Origin of the sequence: Actinacidiphila yanglinensis (genome assembly GCF_900107965.1) — a bacterium.
GTDB classification, from domain to species: Bacteria; Actinomycetota; Actinomycetes; order Streptomycetales; family Streptomycetaceae; genus Actinacidiphila; species Actinacidiphila yanglinensis.
This window is the reverse complement of sequence record NZ_FNVU01000018.1, coordinates 136,256-152,258: the sequence shown is the minus strand read 5'-3', so window position 1 is coordinate 152,258 and position 16,003 is coordinate 136,256. Positions and strand designations below refer to the sequence as shown.

The 16,003-nt window shown below is 74.0% G+C and carries 11 protein-coding genes and 1 pseudogene; 9 read left to right on the top strand and 3 right to left on the bottom strand.

Going from position 1 to position 16,003, the window contains the following annotated elements; genetic code table 11:
- Positions 1-217: 217 nt before the first annotated feature.
- The 5 genes from C4U44_RS31200 (at position 218) to C4U44_RS31180 (ending at position 7,499) form a co-directional block, all read left to right on the top strand.
- Complete coding sequence (locus tag C4U44_RS31200; RefSeq protein ID WP_103889405.1) at positions 218-3,073, top strand: helix-turn-helix transcriptional regulator; 2,856 nt, start codon at positions 218-220, stop codon at positions 3,071-3,073.
- Positions 3,074-3,209: 136 nt separating this feature from the next.
- Complete coding sequence (locus C4U44_RS31195) at positions 3,210-3,713, top strand: SRPBCC family protein (RefSeq protein WP_103889404.1); 504 nt, start codon at positions 3,210-3,212, stop codon at positions 3,711-3,713.
- Positions 3,714-3,904: 191 nt separating this feature from the next.
- Positions 3,905-4,768 carry an oxidoreductase gene (locus tag C4U44_RS31190; RefSeq protein ID WP_103889403.1) on the top strand — a complete coding sequence of 288 codons (864 nt, stop codon included), beginning with the start codon at positions 3,905-3,907 and terminating at the stop codon, positions 4,766-4,768.
- A 237-nt stretch (positions 4,769-5,005) separates the two neighbouring features.
- Entirely contained in the window at positions 5,006-5,989 is a 984-nt protein-coding gene (locus tag C4U44_RS31185) for a quinone oxidoreductase family protein (protein ID WP_103889402.1), read from the top strand.
- A 97-nt stretch (positions 5,990-6,086) separates the two neighbouring features.
- Positions 6,087-7,499: an aldehyde dehydrogenase family protein gene (locus tag C4U44_RS31180; protein ID WP_103889453.1), complete on the top strand. Its 1,413-nt coding sequence runs from the start codon at positions 6,087-6,089 to the stop codon at positions 7,497-7,499.
- Between the two features lie 112 nt (positions 7,500-7,611).
- On the opposite strand, the gene C4U44_RS31175 is transcribed toward C4U44_RS31180, so the two are convergent.
- From C4U44_RS31175 to C4U44_RS31165, 3 genes are read right to left on the bottom strand one after another with little or no spacing between them, the layout of a single operon-like run.
- Complete coding sequence (locus C4U44_RS31175) at positions 7,612-8,664, bottom strand: iron-containing redox enzyme family protein (RefSeq protein WP_103889401.1); 1,053 nt, start codon at positions 8,662-8,664, stop codon at positions 7,612-7,614.
- The gene (locus C4U44_RS31170; RefSeq protein WP_103889400.1) at positions 8,661-8,918 is read right to left on the bottom strand and encodes a CDGSH iron-sulfur domain-containing protein; all 258 of its coding nucleotides are present in this window, start codon (positions 8,916-8,918) and stop codon (positions 8,661-8,663) included. The genes C4U44_RS31175 and C4U44_RS31170 overlap by 4 nt, the downstream gene beginning before the upstream one ends.
- Positions 8,902-9,579 carry a HemK2/MTQ2 family protein methyltransferase gene (locus tag C4U44_RS31165; RefSeq protein ID WP_103889399.1) on the bottom strand — a complete coding sequence of 226 codons (678 nt, stop codon included), beginning with the start codon at positions 9,577-9,579 and terminating at the stop codon, positions 8,902-8,904. The genes C4U44_RS31170 and C4U44_RS31165 overlap by 17 nt, the downstream gene beginning before the upstream one ends.
- 604 nt (positions 9,580-10,183) lie before the next feature.
- Here C4U44_RS31165 and C4U44_RS43705 point away from each other — a divergent pair.
- The 4 genes and pseudogenes from C4U44_RS43705 to C4U44_RS31145 form a co-directional block, all read left to right on the top strand.
- Positions 10,184-10,984, top strand: a pseudogene (locus C4U44_RS43705) (CHAD domain-containing protein); the annotation flags it as partial.
- Complete coding sequence (locus tag C4U44_RS31155; protein WP_103889397.1) at positions 10,971-11,483, top strand: DUF6328 family protein; 513 nt, start codon at positions 10,971-10,973, stop codon at positions 11,481-11,483. The pseudogene C4U44_RS43705 and the gene C4U44_RS31155, both read left to right, overlap by 14 nt.
- A gap of 172 nt (positions 11,484-11,655) precedes the next feature.
- The gene (locus tag C4U44_RS31150) at positions 11,656-12,324 is read left to right on the top strand and encodes a hypothetical protein (RefSeq protein WP_103889396.1); all 669 of its coding nucleotides are present in this window, start codon (positions 11,656-11,658) and stop codon (positions 12,322-12,324) included.
- Positions 12,325-14,043: a hypothetical protein gene (locus C4U44_RS31145; RefSeq protein WP_103889395.1), complete on the top strand. Its 1,719-nt coding sequence runs from the start codon at positions 12,325-12,327 to the stop codon at positions 14,041-14,043.
- The last annotated feature ends 1,960 nt before the right edge of the window (positions 14,044-16,003 follow it).

The following is a 16,003-nucleotide window of genomic DNA, read 5'->3' as shown; positions in this document are numbered from 1 at the left end:
GGCGCGGCACACGGTCCCGTGTCCGCCCCCGAAGCCTCGTGCGGCGGGTGCGGGCGTGCTCACGTCGGATGACGCAGGGGAGTGACCGGCCGTACGGCGGGAGGCGGCGGGAAACGCGGGGACGGGCGGATCCGTGCAGGTGGGCGCTTGCACTAGGTTGGTCGTGGCGGGGGCCGAAGCGCGGGCCGCGGGTACCGCGGCCGCACCAGGAGGGAAGATGTCTGTGGCGCCGCGGGTGCCCCCCGGGCCGGAACCGCTGTTCGGGCGGGACGAGGACCTGCGGTACGTGCTGTCCTTCTTCGAGGACCCCGCCGTGCTGGGCGGCGCCCTGCTGGTCTCGGGCGACGCGGGCGTGGGCAAAAGCGCCGTGCTCGACGCGGTGGACGCGGCCGCGTCCGACCGCGGGATCCGGGTACTGCGCGCGGCGGGCGCGGAGTTCGAGGCGGATGTCAGCTACTCGGGCCTGAACCAGCTGCTCATCCCGCTGGTCGACGCGTTCGACGGGCTGAGCCCCGCCCACCGGGACGCCCTGCGGGTCGCCATCGGTCTCGGCAGCGGGCCGCCGCCCGACCGGCTGCTGGTCTCCACCGCGGTGCTGTTCCTGCTGCGCCACGTCGCGGCCGGGACACCGCTGCTGCTGATCGTCGACGACCTGCCCTGGACGGACCGGGCCACCACCGCGGTGCTCGGCTTCGTGGCCCGGCGCCTGGCCGGTACCCGGGTGGGCTTCCTGGCGGCCTCCCGCACCCACTCCGACAGCTACTTCGAGCGGGGCGGGCTGCCCGAGTACGTCCTTCCGCCGCTGGACGAGGCGGCGTCCGGCGCGCTGCTGTCCAGCCGGCACCCCGCGCTGGCCCCCGCCGTTCGGCAGCGGCTGATCACCGAGGCGAGGGGCAACCCGCTGGCGCTGGTGGAGCTGCCGGCCTCGCTGAGCGGCACGCAGCGCTCCTCCCTCGCGGTGCTGCCCTCGGTGCTGCCGCTCAACCAGCGGCTGCAGGCGCTGTTCGCGTCCCGGGTCGCCGTCCTCCCCGCGACCTGCCGCGGGCTCCTCCTGGTCGCCGCTCTCGACGGAACCGGCGACATGGCGGTGATCGAGGCCGCGGCGGCCGAGCGGGCGGGCCTGGAGGACCTCGCCCCCGCCGAGCGCGACCATCTGGTCCGGGTGGACTCGACGAACCGGCGGCTGTCCTTCCGCCACCCCCTCATCGGTGCGGCCGTGGTCGAGGCGTCCACGGCCGGTGACCGGCGCTGGGCCCACCAGGCGCTGGCCGGAGCGCTGACCGGGCAGCCGGAGCGGCGTGCGGCCCACCTCGGGGAGGCGGCTGCGGGACCGGACGAGGAGGTCGCGGAACTGCTCGAAGAGGCGGCGCGCCACCGGCTGGCCCGGGGTGACGCGATCGGCGCGGTGGCGATGCTGACCCGTGCCTCCTGGCTCAGCCCGCTCGCGGTCGACAAGAGCCGGCGGCTGGCCCAGGCCGCGTACGTCGGTGTGGACGCGGGCGGGGAGGTCGCCGGCGCCTCCCAGCTCCTCGCCGGGGCGCGCAGCACGAACCCGGAGGGCAGCGACTCCCTGCACGCGGCCGCGGCGGCCGTCTTCCTGCTGATCAACGGGGACGGCGACATCGACACCGCGCACGGCCTTTTGGTCGGCGCGATCCAGTCGGCCGAGCGCGAGCAGGCGGCGCAGGCGGCCGAGACCGGCGACGCGGGCAACGCGGGCAGCACCGCTCACGCCGGCAGTTCCGGCCCTGACGACGCGATGACCGACGCCCTGCACACGCTGGCGCAGGTGTGCTGGTTCTCGGGCCGGCCCGCCTTGTGGCAGCCGGCACTGGAGGCCGTCGACCGGCTCGCCGCGGGCGTACCCGAACTGACCTGGCTGATCAGCCGTACGTTCGCCGATCCCGCGCGGTGCGATCCCGGCACCCTGGCCCGGCTCGACGCCCTGATCGCCGACTCGCGCGGCGAGACGGATCCCACCCGTGTCATCCGCGCGGCCACCGCGGGGGCGTTTCCCGACCGGCTCGGTGACATGGTCGAGGCGATGCGGGGCGTGATCGACCGGGGCCGCCAGGGCACCGCCCCGCTCGGGCGCTACCTCGGCGCGGCGATGCTCGTGTGCCTCCACTACTTCTTCGCGGGCCGCTGGAAGGACGCGGCGGAACTGTCCGACGAGGGCATCGCCCTGTGCGAGGAACGCGGCTACCACTTCTTCCGCTGGTACTTCCAGTACATCCAGGCCCTCCTGGCCGCCGCCCGGGGGAACTTCGACACCAGCACCGCGCTGTCCGACGAGGTCTCCCGCTGGGCGGCGCCCCGCGGCGCCCACGGTGCCGTGCTCTTCGCCTGCCACCCCAGGGTGCTCACGGCGCTGGGCGGCGGCGACTTCGAGGCCGCCTACCGGCACGCGGGCCGGATCAGCCCGCCCGGCGCCCTGGCCCCGTACATCTCCCACGCGATCTGGGTCGCGCTGGACCTGGTGGAAGCGGCCACCCGCACCGGCCGCACCGACGAGGCGGCGGCCCATGTGGCCGCCATGCGTGGCTCGTCGATGCCCTGGCTCTCGCCCCGCCTGGCCATGCACACCCACGCTGCCGGGGCGCTCGTGGCCTCCGGCAGTGACGCGGGCGCCCTCTTCGACCAGGCCCTGGCAGTCCCGGACACCGAACGGTGGCCCTTCGACCGCGCGCGCGTGCACCTCCTCTACGGCGAGCACCTGCGCCGGCTGCGGGCGACGTCGGCGGCCCGGTCCCACCTCAGCGACGCCCTGGAGGCGTTCACCCTGCTCGGCGCGGCCCCCTGGGCCGCCCGCGCCGCCGCGGAACTGCGCGCCGCCGGCCACGCCGTGACCCGGTCCACGGGCCGGGGGAGCGCCGAACTCACCGCGCAGGAGCGGCAGATCGCCTCGCTGGCGGCCGCCGGGCTGACGAACAAGCAGATAGGCGAGCGGCTCTACCTGTCCCACCGCACCGTCGGCACGCACCTCTACCAGATCTTCCCCAAGCTCGGCATCAACTCCCGCGCCCAGCTGCGTGACGCACTGGCGCTCCTGGACGGTGCGCGGAACGACTGATCCGGCCGGCCCGTCGATGCGGCACGTCATCTGACGTATGTCCGCCGCCGGCCGGCGGCGGAGCGTGGAGGTGACAGTTCACGACGGTCACCGCCCCGCTGCGGGAGCGTCGTCCCCGCAGCCAGGAGGTAGCGCGATGCCTGATGCCGCCGACGAACCACCGGACATCCACTGGCCGGCCGGCTTCACGCCGGACCGCGCCGACTGCTACAGCGGCGCGCGCATCACGGTCGCGGCCCCCGCACCCCGGGTTTTCGACCTGCTGGTCGCGGCCGGTGGCTGGCCCGCGTGGCTGCCCGGTGTGACCGGCGTGCGGTTCCACGGCGCCTGCGCCGGGCCGTTGCGCCAGCACGACTCGTTCGAGCTCCTGCTGGCGGAACGGCACCGGTTCGAGGTCCTGGTCGCGGAGCTCGTGCCGCACCGGCGGCTGGGCCTGTCGGGGATCGCCGGCGGGCTGCAGCTCTACCACGCGTGGCTGCTCACGCCGTCGTCCGGCGGGCACACCCTGGTCGCCAGCGAGCTGGTGGCCCGCGGCACCACGGCCACGGCGATACGGGAAGCGCCGCCGGTCTGGGCGAACCGCCTGAACGCGCGGTGGCTGACCGGGTTGAGGGAACGCACCGAGGCCGGCGGCCCGTGACGGGAACGGGCCGGAACCCGCGGGCCCACCCCGGTCCTGAACGCCCTTGCGGCGCTTGCCGCCCGGCCACCGGCCCCCGGTGCGGCGGGTGACGCCGCCCGACGAACTCCACGAAGACCGCGCGGACTTCGCGCTGCCGCCTGCCCCGAACCGGCGCACGCGGCGAACGAGAAACGAAACGGAGCACTGCCATGTCGAAGGTATTCCTGGTCACCGGTTCCTCCCGGGGACTCGGCCGTGAGATCGTCACCGCCGCGCTGGCGGCCGGTCACCGCGTGGTGGCCACCGCCCGCGACCCGCGTTCCCTGCGGGACCTCGTCGCCGCCCACGGCGACCGGGTGCACGCCACCGCGCTCGACGTGACCGACCCCGCCGCCGCCGAGCGCGCCGTCCGCGAGGCCGTCGAGGTGTTCGGCCGGCTGGACGTCGTGGTCAACAACGCGGGCCAGGCCGACCGGGCGTCCCTGGAGGACACCACGCTGGAGGCGTTCCGCCGCCAGATCGACACCAACTTCTACGGCACGGTCCACCTCAGCCGCGCCGCGCTGCCGGTCCTGCGCGGCCAGGGCGGGGGCCACATCATCCAGGTCTCGTCCCTCGGCGGCCGGATCGCCAGCCCCGGCATGTCGGCGTACCAGTCCGCCAAGTGGGCCGTCGGCGGCTTCTCGGAGGTCCTCGCCACCGAGGTGGCGCCGCTCGGCATCAAGGTCACCGTGCTGGAGCCGGGCGGGATGCGCACCGACTGGGCCGGGTCGTCGATGGCCGTCCCGCCGGTCAGCGCCCCCTACCAGGCGACCGTCGGGGCCGCCGTGGAGGCGATGCGGGGCTTCGCCGAGCAGGCGAGCGGCGACCCGGCCAAGGTCGCCCGCGCCGTCCTCGCCGTCGCCGACCTCGACGAACCCCCGCTGCGCCTCCTACTGGGCACCGACGCGTACACGTACGGGCGCGCGGCCTGGGCCGCGCGCCTGGAGGAGGACGCGAAGTGGGAGCACCTGAGCGTGTCCACCGACCACGACGAGACGGAGGAGGACGGCAGCCGCTGGCTCGGCAAGTAGGCGGCCACCAGTCGTCCCGCGCGTCCTCGGCCAGTCACCTGCCGCCTGTGCGGCACGTCATTCGACGCATGTCCGCGTCGCGTCCGGGCCCGAGCGTAGGGGCAAGGGCGTCCATGAGGCGCCCGACCCACGTACCCACCCCCGCGGACCGGGGGATTCCGCAGAGAAACGGCACCGCCGTGCGCTGCCCACCGATGCACGCGCACGCGGCGCACCACACGAAGAAGGAGAGCGGTCATGCATGCCGCAGTTGTCACCCGCTTCGGGGATCCAGAGGTCCTCGCACTCACCGAGCTGCCGGACCCGGTCCCCGGGCCGGGGCAGGTGGCGATCGACGTCAGCCACGCCGCCGTCGGTCTGATCGACGTGTACCTCCGGCAGGGCCTGTACAAGGACCAGCCGGACCTGCCGCGACCGCCGTACGTGCCCGGCCTCGAAGTGGCGGGCACCGTCCGCGCTCTGGGCGAGGGCGTCACGGACCTCCGGGTCGGCGAGCCGGTGGTGACCCTGTCGGGCACCGGCCCCGAGGGCGGCTACGCCTCGATCGCCGTCGTGGACGCCGCGCTGACCGCCGGCCTCGACGGCACCGGGGTCGATCCGGCGCCGGCGGTCGCCGCGGTGCCCAACGCCGCCACGGCCTACCTGGCGTACACCGCGGTGGCCCATCTCCGGCCGGGCGAGCGGGTGCTGGTGCACGGCGCGCTGGGCGGACTGGCCTCGGGCTTCCCCGGCATGGCCAGGATGCTGGGAGCCTCCCACGTGGTGGGCACCGTACTCCGCAGCGCCCTGCCGCAGGCGCGGGAGTCGGCCCTGCCGTACGACGAGATCGTCGCGAGCGAGGACCTGGCCGAGGCCCTCGGGGACCGGCGCTTCGACGTCGTGGTCGACCCGGTGGGGGGCCTGCTGCGCACCCGGAGCCTGCCGTTGATGGCACCCATGGGCCGGATGCTGCTGGTCGGCAACGCCAGTGGCGACTGGGAGCACACGGTGCCGACCAGCGCCCTGTGGGGCGGCAACCTCGCCATGCTCGGCTTCGCCGTCGGCTTCTACCTGCCCGCCCACCCGGAGCAGGGCCGGCCCGCCGCCGAGGCCGCGCTGAAGGCCGTCGGGCAGGGCCTGGCCGACATCCCCACCCTCACGCTGCCGCTGGCCGAGGCGGCCGAGGCACACCGCCTGGTGGAGAGCGGATCGACCCCCGGCCGGATCCTGCTCGCCCCCTGACAGCCCGTCACGGCAGGCCGCGCCTGCCGCTTCGATTTCCCGTTTCCCGTTTCCCGTCCGGGCCGCGCGCCCGGACCGTTCCAGAAGGATGATCACGTTGAAGACACTCGACCGCCAGTACGTCAACGGCTCCGTGCGGAAGTCGCACGGCCGGGAGATCCAGGTGGTGACCAGCGCGATCACCGGCGAGCAGATCGCCGAGGGGGTGCTGGGCGACGCCACCGACGCCAACGAGGCGGTCGAGGCCGCCAAGCGGGCGCTTCCCGCCTGGTCCGCGACCACCCTCGACCAGCGCCGCGCGTACCTGCAGAAGCTGGCCGACTCCTTCGACGCCCACCGCGAGGACATGATCGCTGGTCTGGTGGAGGAGTTCGGCACCACGACGGCGACCGCCGGGTACATCGTGAGCCAGTCCCGCGACTGGTTCGTGTTCGCCCAGAAGCTGCTGACGGAGGAGACGTTCACCGAGCGGATCGGCCGCGCGACGGTGCGGAAGGTGCCCGTCGGCGTGGCCGTCCTGATCACCCCGTGGAACGGCGCCGGCTGGTTCATCGCGATGAAGGCGAGTGTCGCGCTGGCGGCCGGCTGCACCGTGGTGGTCAAGCCCAGCGAGCGCGGGTTCTGGCAGGCCCAGGCGGTCCTCGACGCGTTCGCCGACGCCGGCCTGCCCGACGGTGTCGTCAACGTCGTCTTCGGCAAGGGCGATCCGGTCGGCAACGTCCTGACCACCCACCCCGATGTCGCGAAGGTGTCGATCACCGGCTCCACCGCGACGGGCAAGATCATCGCCCACAACGGGGTGGACACCATGAAGCGGGTCACCCTGGAACTGGGCGGCAAGTCGCCGACGGTCATCCTGGACGACGCCGACGTGTCCCGGGCGGTGCCGTTCGCCGTGCAGGCGGGCCTGTTCAACAACGGGCAGGCCTGCATCGCCGGCACCCGCATCCTCGTCCCGGCGAGCCGCGCCGAGGAGTTCCGGCAGGCGCTGGCCGAGGCCGTCGGCGCGCTGAAGGTCGGCGACCCCCGCGACCCCGACACCGTCGTGGGCCCGGTCCTCGACCGCGACCAGTACGACCGCGTGCAGCACTACATCAGGACCGGCATCGAACAGGGCGGCGAGGTCCTGGCCGGCGGTCTCGGCCACCCCGACGGGCTGGAGGGCGGCAACTACGTCCGGCCCACGCTGCTGACGGCGACCAACGACCGGACCATCGCGCAGGAGGAGATCTTCGGCCCGGTCATCGCGGTGATCACCTACGCCGACGAGGACGAGGCCGTGGCGATCGCCAACGACAGCCCGTACGGGCTGCACGCCTACGTCGCCACCGGCGACACCGGGCGGGGCGTCGCCCTGGCCCGGCGGCTCCAGGCCGGCCGCGTGATGGTCAACGAGATCGTCGACGCCCCGGACGCCCCCTTCGGCGGCTTCAAGCAGTCCGGCCTGGGCCGCGAGTTCGACCGCTTCGGCCTGGCGGCGTACCTGGAGACGCAGGCCGTCTTCAGCTGACCCCACCCGCACGGGCCCCGTGCCGGCACCACCGGTGTGCCGGCACGGGGCCCACCCGTCAACGGCGGCCGTCCCACGGTCGGTTGCCGGGGGGCGCGGCTCCCGCCGGGGATCAGCCGGCGGTTGCGAGCGGGCCGCCGGCCGGGAGCGGGGCGCGCAGCGCCGACCGGCCCCGGGTCCAGGAGTCGAGCAGCGCCTCGCCGAGGCGGTCCTCCAGCAGGCCGGTCGCGTCGATGCCGAAGGCGACGTCCGCCGCGAGGCCGGGTTCGGCCGCCAGGAGGGGTGCGATCACCTCGTGCCGCACCACCTGTTCGTGGACCGCGTCGGCCTCCACGTGCTCGTCGTAGAAGAGTTGCGCCGCCGGGCCCGCACCGATCCGGCGCATCGCCTCCGCCAGACGTCGCGAACCGGGGGAGGAGGTGACCTCCACGGCGGCGAACTGGCCGACCAGCGCGCCCCGCAGGGCACGGTGCAGGCCGAACATCGACATCAGGTTGACGACGGCCAGCGCCTCCGCGGGCGCCGCGTCGAGATAGGCGCCATAAGCGGTGTCGAGCCCGAGGTCGCGCATCAGCTCCGCGAACAGCCGCGCGTGGATCCGCTCCGCCCGCCCCGCCCCGAACTCGTCGAACTCCACCGCGACCATCGCGGCCTTGGCCCGCCCGTGCAGCCGCGGGACGACCCAGCAGTGCGGGTCGGCCTCCTTGAGGTGGTACAGGGAGCGCGCCGCCGCGTACTCGCGCATCCGCTCCGCGGTTCCCTCGTCCCGCAAGTAGTGGGTGACGCCCCGCGGTTCGGCCGGCCCGGTGGGTTCGACCAGGATCCGGGCGAGGGCGTCGGAGGGGTCGCCGTCCGGTGGCGTGCCGGCCCGCAGCCAGGCGAGGAACGGCTCCTCCAGCGACCGGCGCAGGCGCAGCAGGTCCGGATCCCACTCCCGGGTGTCGGCCACGTCGCGGAACCCCTGGTAGTGGAGTTCGTAGAGCACATAGAGCGCGAGGTGCAGATCGTCGCACCCCGGGTCGGCGGCCGCGGGATCGACGCGTACGGTCTCGGCGGGTGCGGGGACGTCGCCGGTGCGCAGGGCCGCCACGACCGCCGCGGACAGGTCGCCGCGCGGGGCCGGGAGGGCGGGCGGCGCCGCACGCGGTTCCCGGAAGGCGGTCACGCCTGCTCCTCGCCGTTCTCCCCGCAGGGGCCGGACGGGTCGGTGCCGCCGCGCGCCGGGCGGGAGCGGCGGCGATGGCTCGTGTCGCACCAGGGGTAGCTCCGGCTGCGCCGGCAGGTGCAGATCGCCACCATGAAACGGTCCGAGGTGACCGCCTCGCCGTCGTCCGCCACGACCGTGACGGGGCCTTCCACCAGGACCGGTCCGGACGGCTCGACGACCACCCGGCGCGGGGTGTCACGTTCGCACGGCACGGATGACCACCAGTTCCTCCCTGTGCTGGCCCGCACCCGCCAGGCCGCGCTCCCGCAGCCACGGCAGCCGGGACCTGACCACCGGCCCGAACGGCACGTGCGCCCGGTCGGTGACGTCCGCGGTGAGGCCCGCGCGGCGCAGCCGGAGCAGGGTGCTGTCGACGCCGCACATCTGGGAGTGCACCAGGAGCAGCACCCCGCCCGGGCGCAGGGTCCGCGGCGCGATCTCGCAGATCCGGTCGACGACGGCGCGCCCTGCGCCGCCCGCGTCCCAGGCCCGGGCCGCGGAGTGCGCGGGCGGCGCCCCGCCGGGAGCGGGCACGTAGGGCGGATTGCTGACCACCATGTCGTAGCCGCTGTGGCGGTCCCACGCGGTGAGGTCCGCGAGCCGCACGGCCACCTTCTGGCCGGCCAGCGCGGCGTTCATCCGCGCGCACACCACCGATCGGCGGGCGATGTCGATGGCCGTCACATGCGCGCCCCGGCGGGCCGCGCAGAGGGCGAGTGCCCCGCTGCCGGTGCCGATGTCCAGCACGTCCGTGCCCTGCGCCAGGTGCTCCCTGCCGAGGGCCCGGATCAGCAGCCGGGTGTCGTGCTGCGGGGCGTAGACACCCGGCAGCCTCAGCACCCTCTCCCGTCGGCGGTCCATGGGCACGGTCATCCCGTCGTCACCTCGCACCAGATCTCGTCGCGGCCCGCGCCCCCTCGGGAGGGTGCGCCGGGCCCTGGCCGCCGGGGCCGTCCGGCTTCGCGCCGCCTGCTCGTGCGCGTGGCGCACCCGCGACCGGCCGCACGGCGGCGCTGATCCCCGGGTGCCCCCTTCGCCGGGCGATATGCGCGGATCACGAAGGATGCCGTCTGCGCCTGGAAGGTGTACGGCGCCGGTCGGCCCGAGCCCCGGATCACCTCCGCGCGGGCGGTCCTCGGCGCCGACCGCCCGGTGTCGCCGGAGCGTGCGGGGGCTGGGCCACGGTGCTCGGTGCAACCATGCCTCCCTGTCACTTCAGGCGCCGCCGACGGATCGGGCCGGGCCGCCGCGGAGGCACCCACCGCGGCGGCGTTCAGACGCGGCGCGGCCGGGCAGGCGCCTCGTATGACGGCAACCCCTCTCGAACAGGAAGTGACATTCGAAGGAGCGGGCCCGCTCGACGCCGGCCGTCTCGACGCGCTGCCGGAGGTGTCGCAGGTGGCGGAGGCGCCGCGCGAGGAACTCGACGCCGTGTACGACGACACCGCCGACCTGCGGCTGCTGTCCCGCCCGCGACCACGAGGTGCCGGCCGCCGATCTGCCCCGGCACGCGACGGAACTGACGGAACCTCAGGAGCGCGCGCTCGCCGGCCGGATCGCCGGCCAGGAGGCCGCGCGCTACGCCGAGGCGCACCGCTCGGCGGTCGCGTGGCTGGACCGGTCCTCCTACTTCGCGCTGCTCGACGCCCTCGACGGGCTGCGCGCCCGGCCCCCGCTGCGTCCGGGCAGGAGCCGCCGGCCGGCGGGGACGCACCTGCGCAAGGTCGCCGCGCGGAACCACCGCCGCCTCTCGCGCTGGATGAGGACCGCGGCCGGCGCCCCCGCGGGCCCGCGGCGGGACAGGGCGCTGCATCAGGCCCGCAAAGCCGTCCGCAGGGCGCGGCACTCCGCGGAGGCCGCACTGCCCTGTGCCGGCAAGAGGGCGAACAAGTACCGCAAGCGCGCCAAGGCGGTGCAGGAGGTGCTCGGCGCGCACCAGGACGCCGTCGTGGCCCGGGCCGAACTTCCCGACCTCGCCGCGCGCGCCCGCCCGGCGGGGAGCGGACACCTACGGTTACGGCCGCCTCCATGCCGAGCAGGAACGCCGTGCCGCCGATGCGCTCGACGGCCTTGCGCCGGCGTGGCGCCGGCTGCGCCCGTACTGAGGAAGGAGCCTGGCCCGTCCCGGGCTCCCGTACCACCGGCCCCCGTGCGTCGGCGCCGCCTGCCAGGGGTGGAGGCGGACGATGGGGGCGCCGTCGGGCCGGGGCGGCCGGCGGTGGAGGCAGCGACAGCAAGGGGACCAGTGAACGGAGTGGGCCGCGATGACCGCACGTGAACCCCGGGACGGCGACCAGCGCGGCGCGGGCGCCGATGCCGGCCGGGACGAGACGCCCGAGGAGCGCGCGGACCGGCGCTGGACGGACCTGCTCCAGGAGTTGCGGGTCGCGCAGACCGGCGTGCAGATCCTCTTCGGCTTCCTGCTGACGGTCGCGTTCCAGCAGCGCTTCACCCAACTGACCGCCACGGACCGGGACATCTACGTCGTGACGATCGTCCTCGGCGCCGCCACCACCGGTGCCCTCGTCGGGCCCGTCTCGATACACCGGCTGCTCACCGGGCGCCGGCTCAAGCCGGAGACGGTGGCGTGGGCGTCCCGCCTGACCGTGCTGGGCCTGGTGCTGCTGCTGTGCACCATGGCGTCGTCGCTGCTGCTGGTGCTGCGGGTGGTGGTGCGGGACCCGGTCGCGGCCTGGCTGGTGGGGGCGATGGCGGCGTGGTTCGTCCTGTGCTGGTTCGTGCTGCCGCTGTGGGCCCGGCACCGCAGCACGTCCTGACGGCGCGGCGCCCGCGGGCCGGCGCGTGTGTCGTCCGGGCCCGACCGGGCACCCGAGGGGTGCCGTTCCGGAGAGAACCGGGAACGGCGGCGGACGGCGGCGCCGCAGCCGTCACCGTGCGGGCGATCACCGCACGGGGGATCACCGCATGTGCCATCACCCGGGAGGGCCCATGAGCGCGAACGACGCAATGACGGTGCGGGCCGGGCGGCACACCGTACGCGTCAACCGTCCGGACAAGGTCCTTTTCGCCGGCGTTGTGCTTCCGTGGTGGTCCCTGGCTTGGTTTTGGGGGTTTGTCGGTTTGGGGTTGTTGTGGGGCGTTCTTGTGTGGGCGGTGCCGCTGGGGTGTTACCGCGTCTTTTTTGGTGGCGGGGGCTTGCTTGTGCTTGGTGGCGGGTTCTCCTTTGCGGCGTGGTTCTCGCGTGGTCGCTTTCCGGAGGAGGCTGGCGGGGTCCCGTTGGTGGTCGGCGTCGACTCTGGGCCGGTGTTCTTTGCCGGCGGTCGGGTGTGTCTCGCGCTGTACCGGTGTTTGTCGTTGCTGGCCGGGCCTGACGGCGCGGACGGGCTGGTCTTGGATGTCGAGGGTGCTGTTGCGGTCTTCGCCCCCGTGCGGGCGGCCGTCGTCCTGGTGCACGCCGTGTTGGTTGTTCTGGGTCTGGCGTGCGTCGTGGTGTTTCCCGGGTCGGGCGGGGTTGCGTTGGTGGTTGGGGTGGGTGGGGTCGGCGGGGTGGATGGGGTGGTGGTGTTCGCTCTCGTCGTGGCTGTCGTTGTTGCGGCGGGGCATCCTGCCGGGCTGCCGGCCGGGTTCGTCGCGGTCGCCTTGGGTGACGGTGTGTAGGTGTGCCTCGGGCGGGTCGTCTACGCGCTGGCCGTTGTCGCCGCTTCCTGGGTCCGGGCGCTGCCCGGCTTCGGGGTGGGCCTGGCGGTTTCGTTGGTGGATGTGGGGGCCGTGGCCCTGCTGGGGCTTGGGTGGGGCCTCGCCGTGGTCAAGGTCGTGGTCTTGGCGGCCGCGGCGTGGGTGGGTCTCGTGCTGGTCGGCGGCGTCTGCGTTGCCGCCGCCCGTCGGAGGCTGGGCGGGCTGTGGGCGTGGGATCCTGGCGCTTGCGGGCTGACGGTTGGTGGTGCGTCGTGGGTGGTCCGGGGGTTTGTTCTCGGGGGAGCGTTCCGGGTGGTGGGTTCGGGCCCTGGGCTGGTCGGGGTTCGGGTCGCCCCGGGTGTGTCGGGGGCTGGTGGCGTGGTCGTGGCTGCCTCGGATCTGGCCTTTCTGGGTGTGTTCGGCGTTTCGGGCGTCCTGTCGCTGGTGCTGGGGGGCGGTTGTTTGGTTGTTGACGTCGCTGGTGTGTTCGTTGGTGTGCCCGGCGTTGTGCGGACGGAGGTGCTCGGCGACGTCTTCTTGGAGGTCGTTGCGGACCTCCCCTGGGTGCCGGCGGCCGCGGGCGTGCGGGTGCTGCGGTCCTTGGTGGGTGGCGTGCTGGGCTTGTTGGGCGCGGTGCCGGTGGTTGTTGCGGGCTACGGGGTCCCGGTGCGGGGGGGTGTGGTCGTGTTTGCGGCGCCGTGGTTGTCCCCGGTCGACCCGGCCGTCGTTGGGCCCGGGGACGTGGTGCTGTGGCTGTTCCCCCGGGTCGGTGGCCTGATGGTTTTTGTGGTGGGCCTTCCCGACCTGCCCCTGCTCGAGGCGGTGGGGTCGGAGCTTGGTGGGATGGCGGTGGCGCTGTCGGCGCGCGCCCAGGCGCTCCCGCTGTTCTCCGCGGCCCTGGGCGCGGCCCAGGACTGGTGGCGCCGTCTGGCTGTCGTCTTGGTGCTGGCGCTGTTGCTCTTGCTCTTGCTGGTGGGGGCTGGTGCGGTCGCGCTTCGGTCCATGGCTGCTGTTCGGTGTGTGAAGGTCTGCGGTGATTGGTTGGCCGTGGTTGGCCTGTTCGAGGCTGTCTTCTGGGTGGCGGTCTTTGAGGTCTTGGTGGCCGGGATCGCGGGCGGGTTCGTTCTGGTCGTGCTCCGCCGTGGGGTGTCGGGGTTGGTGCTGGGGTTTCTTGTAGGCGTGGGGGGGCTGGACGTGGTCCTGGTTTCCGCCCGCGTCTTCGGGGTCGCGGTGGTCGTGGGCGGCGCCGGTGGGGTGGTTGTCGCTGGGGGCGGGGCGGTCGGTTCCGGTGGGGCCGGGCGTGGGCGTGGTGTGCTGTGCGTCGGGGCCGGTCCGGTTCGTGGGCTGGGTGATGCTGTCGCCGCGGGTGTGGGTGTCGGGTGGGATGGGGTTGTGCGTCGTGAGGTGTCGGTCGCCTGCTGGCGGGTCGGTGCCCTCGTGCTGTTGGGCGGGGGGCTGCTGGGGCTGCTCGTCGAGGCTCTGGCGGCGGGTGTGCGGGGTCTGGCGGGTGCCGTGTGCGTGCACTGCCCCGTCGGCGTGGTCCGGTTTGGGGGCGTTGTGGTCGGTCGGGTGGGTGTCGGTGGTGGCGGTCGCGGGGTGCTGGGTGTGCTGGTCGTCGGCGTCTGCGGCCGGGGTGGGGCCGCGGGCGTGGTCGGGCCGGTCTGGGGGGACGTCGGTGGCTTTGGTTGTGGTCGGGTGTAGCCGGACGTCGGCGTGGGCGGGGGGGGGGGTGCCCGCGGTTGCGGGGGCGGGCGCGGTCCCTCGGTCCGGGTAGGGTTGGGTCGCCTCGGGGGGGGTTGGTGGCGCGGCTTTTTTTCCCGGTTCGTCGCGTGGGGTGCTCACGTGCCTTGTGGTCCGGGGTGGTGTGGGGGCGTCTTGTGTTCGGGTCTGCTGGTTGTTTCGTTCCTCTGGCCCCCGCGTGTATCCTTCTGTGCTGTGGCGGGCCGGGTAGCCCCGGTAGGCGGGGCCTTCGCGTGTTGGCGTGGGGTTCGGGGTGCGGGAGGTGTCTTTTCCTTGGCCTGTGGGTCGGGGGGCTGTGGTGCCTGTCGGGTGGGTGGTGTGCAGGGGGGTGGTGGTTCGTGGCGCGGCGGGTGTGCTGCGGTGCGGGGCTTCGTTGTTGGCTTGGTGCTCGTGGCGGCTCTCTCCTTGGGGTGGGGGTGGCGGGTGGGGTCCTGGGGTGGTGCCTGGCGGGGGCGTGGCGCTCTGGGCTCCTCGGTTGTCCGGGGCGTTGGGGGGCCGGCGGTGGTGGTGGTTGCGGTTGGCGTTGGTGTTGTGGGCGCCGGTGGGGGCGCCGGGCGGGGGTGTGGGTGTCGGGGTCGGTCCGGGGTGTGGGGCTGGCGGGGCGTCGTGTTGCCATGCGTGGCGGCCTTTGGTTTCAGTGTGTTTTCCTGCGGGGTGGAGGGGTCTGATCGCGTCGGGGTCGCCTGGGGCGGGCTGCGTTGTTTTTTCCAGTTCGTGGGGGTCTCGCGGGGGGTGGTGCTGTGTTTGGTGGGACGTGTCGTGGTGTCGGTCGCGTGGCTGCTGGAGCCGGGGGGTGTGCTTGTGGGTTGGCCCGTTCCCGTGGGTCGGGCTCTGGGTGTTGGGGTGGTTGTTGGTGGGTTTGGCGCCGGTGGGCGGGGGCGGCTGTGTGGTGTCTGGTGGGGGGGGTCGGGTGGCGGCTGTTTTTGGGGGCGGGGGCTCGTGGCGGTGGGGGTGTTTTTGGGGCTTGCTCTCGGGGGTTCCGGGTTGGGGGGCGCCTGTGCCGCGGGGCGCGTGGCTGTGTTGTTCTTGTGCTGCGGTGTTCGGGGCCGTTGTGCGTTTGGTGTCGGTTCGGTGCGGGTGGGCTGGGTGGCGTTTTTGGGCGTGGGTGGGGGTGCCGTGCGGTTTGTCGGCGGGTTCTTGTTTTGTGCGGTGGGTGCTTGGGGTGTCGTTCCGCGGGGTGGGCGGTGGGGGTGTGCGGCTGGCGTCGTGGGGGCGGCGGGGGCTGGGTGGGGGGTGCGTTGCCTGGTTGCGGTGCTGTTCGAGGGCGATTCGGCGGTGGTCTGCCGGGATTGCGTTGGGTGTTTTCGTGTCGTGGTTGCCTTTGTTTGTCGGGGGTGCGGGCGTGAGCTGGGTCGGTGGGCCGGCGGTGGCCGTGGCCCGGTGGAGGTGGTATCTGGCTACGTCGTTGCTGGGTTCGTCCTGGTTGGGCGGTGTGATGGTGGCGTTCTCGTTCGCGTTGGCGTGCGCTTCCGGGTCGTTCTTTTGCCGTGGGTTTGTGGTGTGGGGTGGGGGGGTTCTGGCCGGGGGTGCGGGTTGGGCGTGGTTGCTGGTTGGGTGGGTGCTGGTGCCGTGGATGTCGTGGTTGGTGCCGTTTTGGGGGCGGCGGGCCGTGTTGTTGTTGGTGGTGGGCAGGTTGGTGCGGCTGATCGGTTGGGGGGTGTCCGGCGGGAGCGGGCGGGCGGTGTTGGGGTCGAGGCGGTCGTCGGGGCGGTGGGCGTCGCCGTTGCGGGGCGGGTTGAGGGTGGGGTTGCTGTCCGCGTGGGTGGCCTTGGGGGTGGTCGGCGCGTCGGGTGGGTTGGGGTCGCGTGTTGCGGTCGGGGTGGGCCGGCTGTTCGGGTTGTCCTTGCCGGTGGGGGCGGTGTCGTCGCGGGGGGTGTTGTGGGTGTCGGCGTGGCTGGTGTCTTGGTCGGTCTTGTGTTGG

Coding starts and splice junctions, on each gene's coding strand:
- C4U44_RS31200 (WP_103889405.1), top strand. CDS start 218: ATGTCTGTGGCGCCGCGGGTGCCCCCCGGGCCGGAACCGCTGTTCGGG.
- C4U44_RS31195 (WP_103889404.1), top strand. CDS start 3,210: ATGCCTGATGCCGCCGACGAACCACCGGACATCCACTGGCCGGCCGGC.
- C4U44_RS31190 (WP_103889403.1), top strand. CDS start 3,905: ATGTCGAAGGTATTCCTGGTCACCGGTTCCTCCCGGGGACTCGGCCGT.
- C4U44_RS31185 (WP_103889402.1), top strand. CDS start 5,006: ATGCATGCCGCAGTTGTCACCCGCTTCGGGGATCCAGAGGTCCTCGCA.
- C4U44_RS31165 (WP_103889399.1), bottom strand. CDS start 9,579: ATGACCGTGCCCATGGACCGCCGACGGGAGAGGGTGCTGAGGCTGCCG.
- C4U44_RS31155 (WP_103889397.1), top strand. CDS start 10,971: ATGACCGCACGTGAACCCCGGGACGGCGACCAGCGCGGCGCGGGCGCC.
- C4U44_RS31150 (WP_103889396.1), top strand. CDS start 11,656: ATGAGCGCGAACGACGCAATGACGGTGCGGGCCGGGCGGCACACCGTA.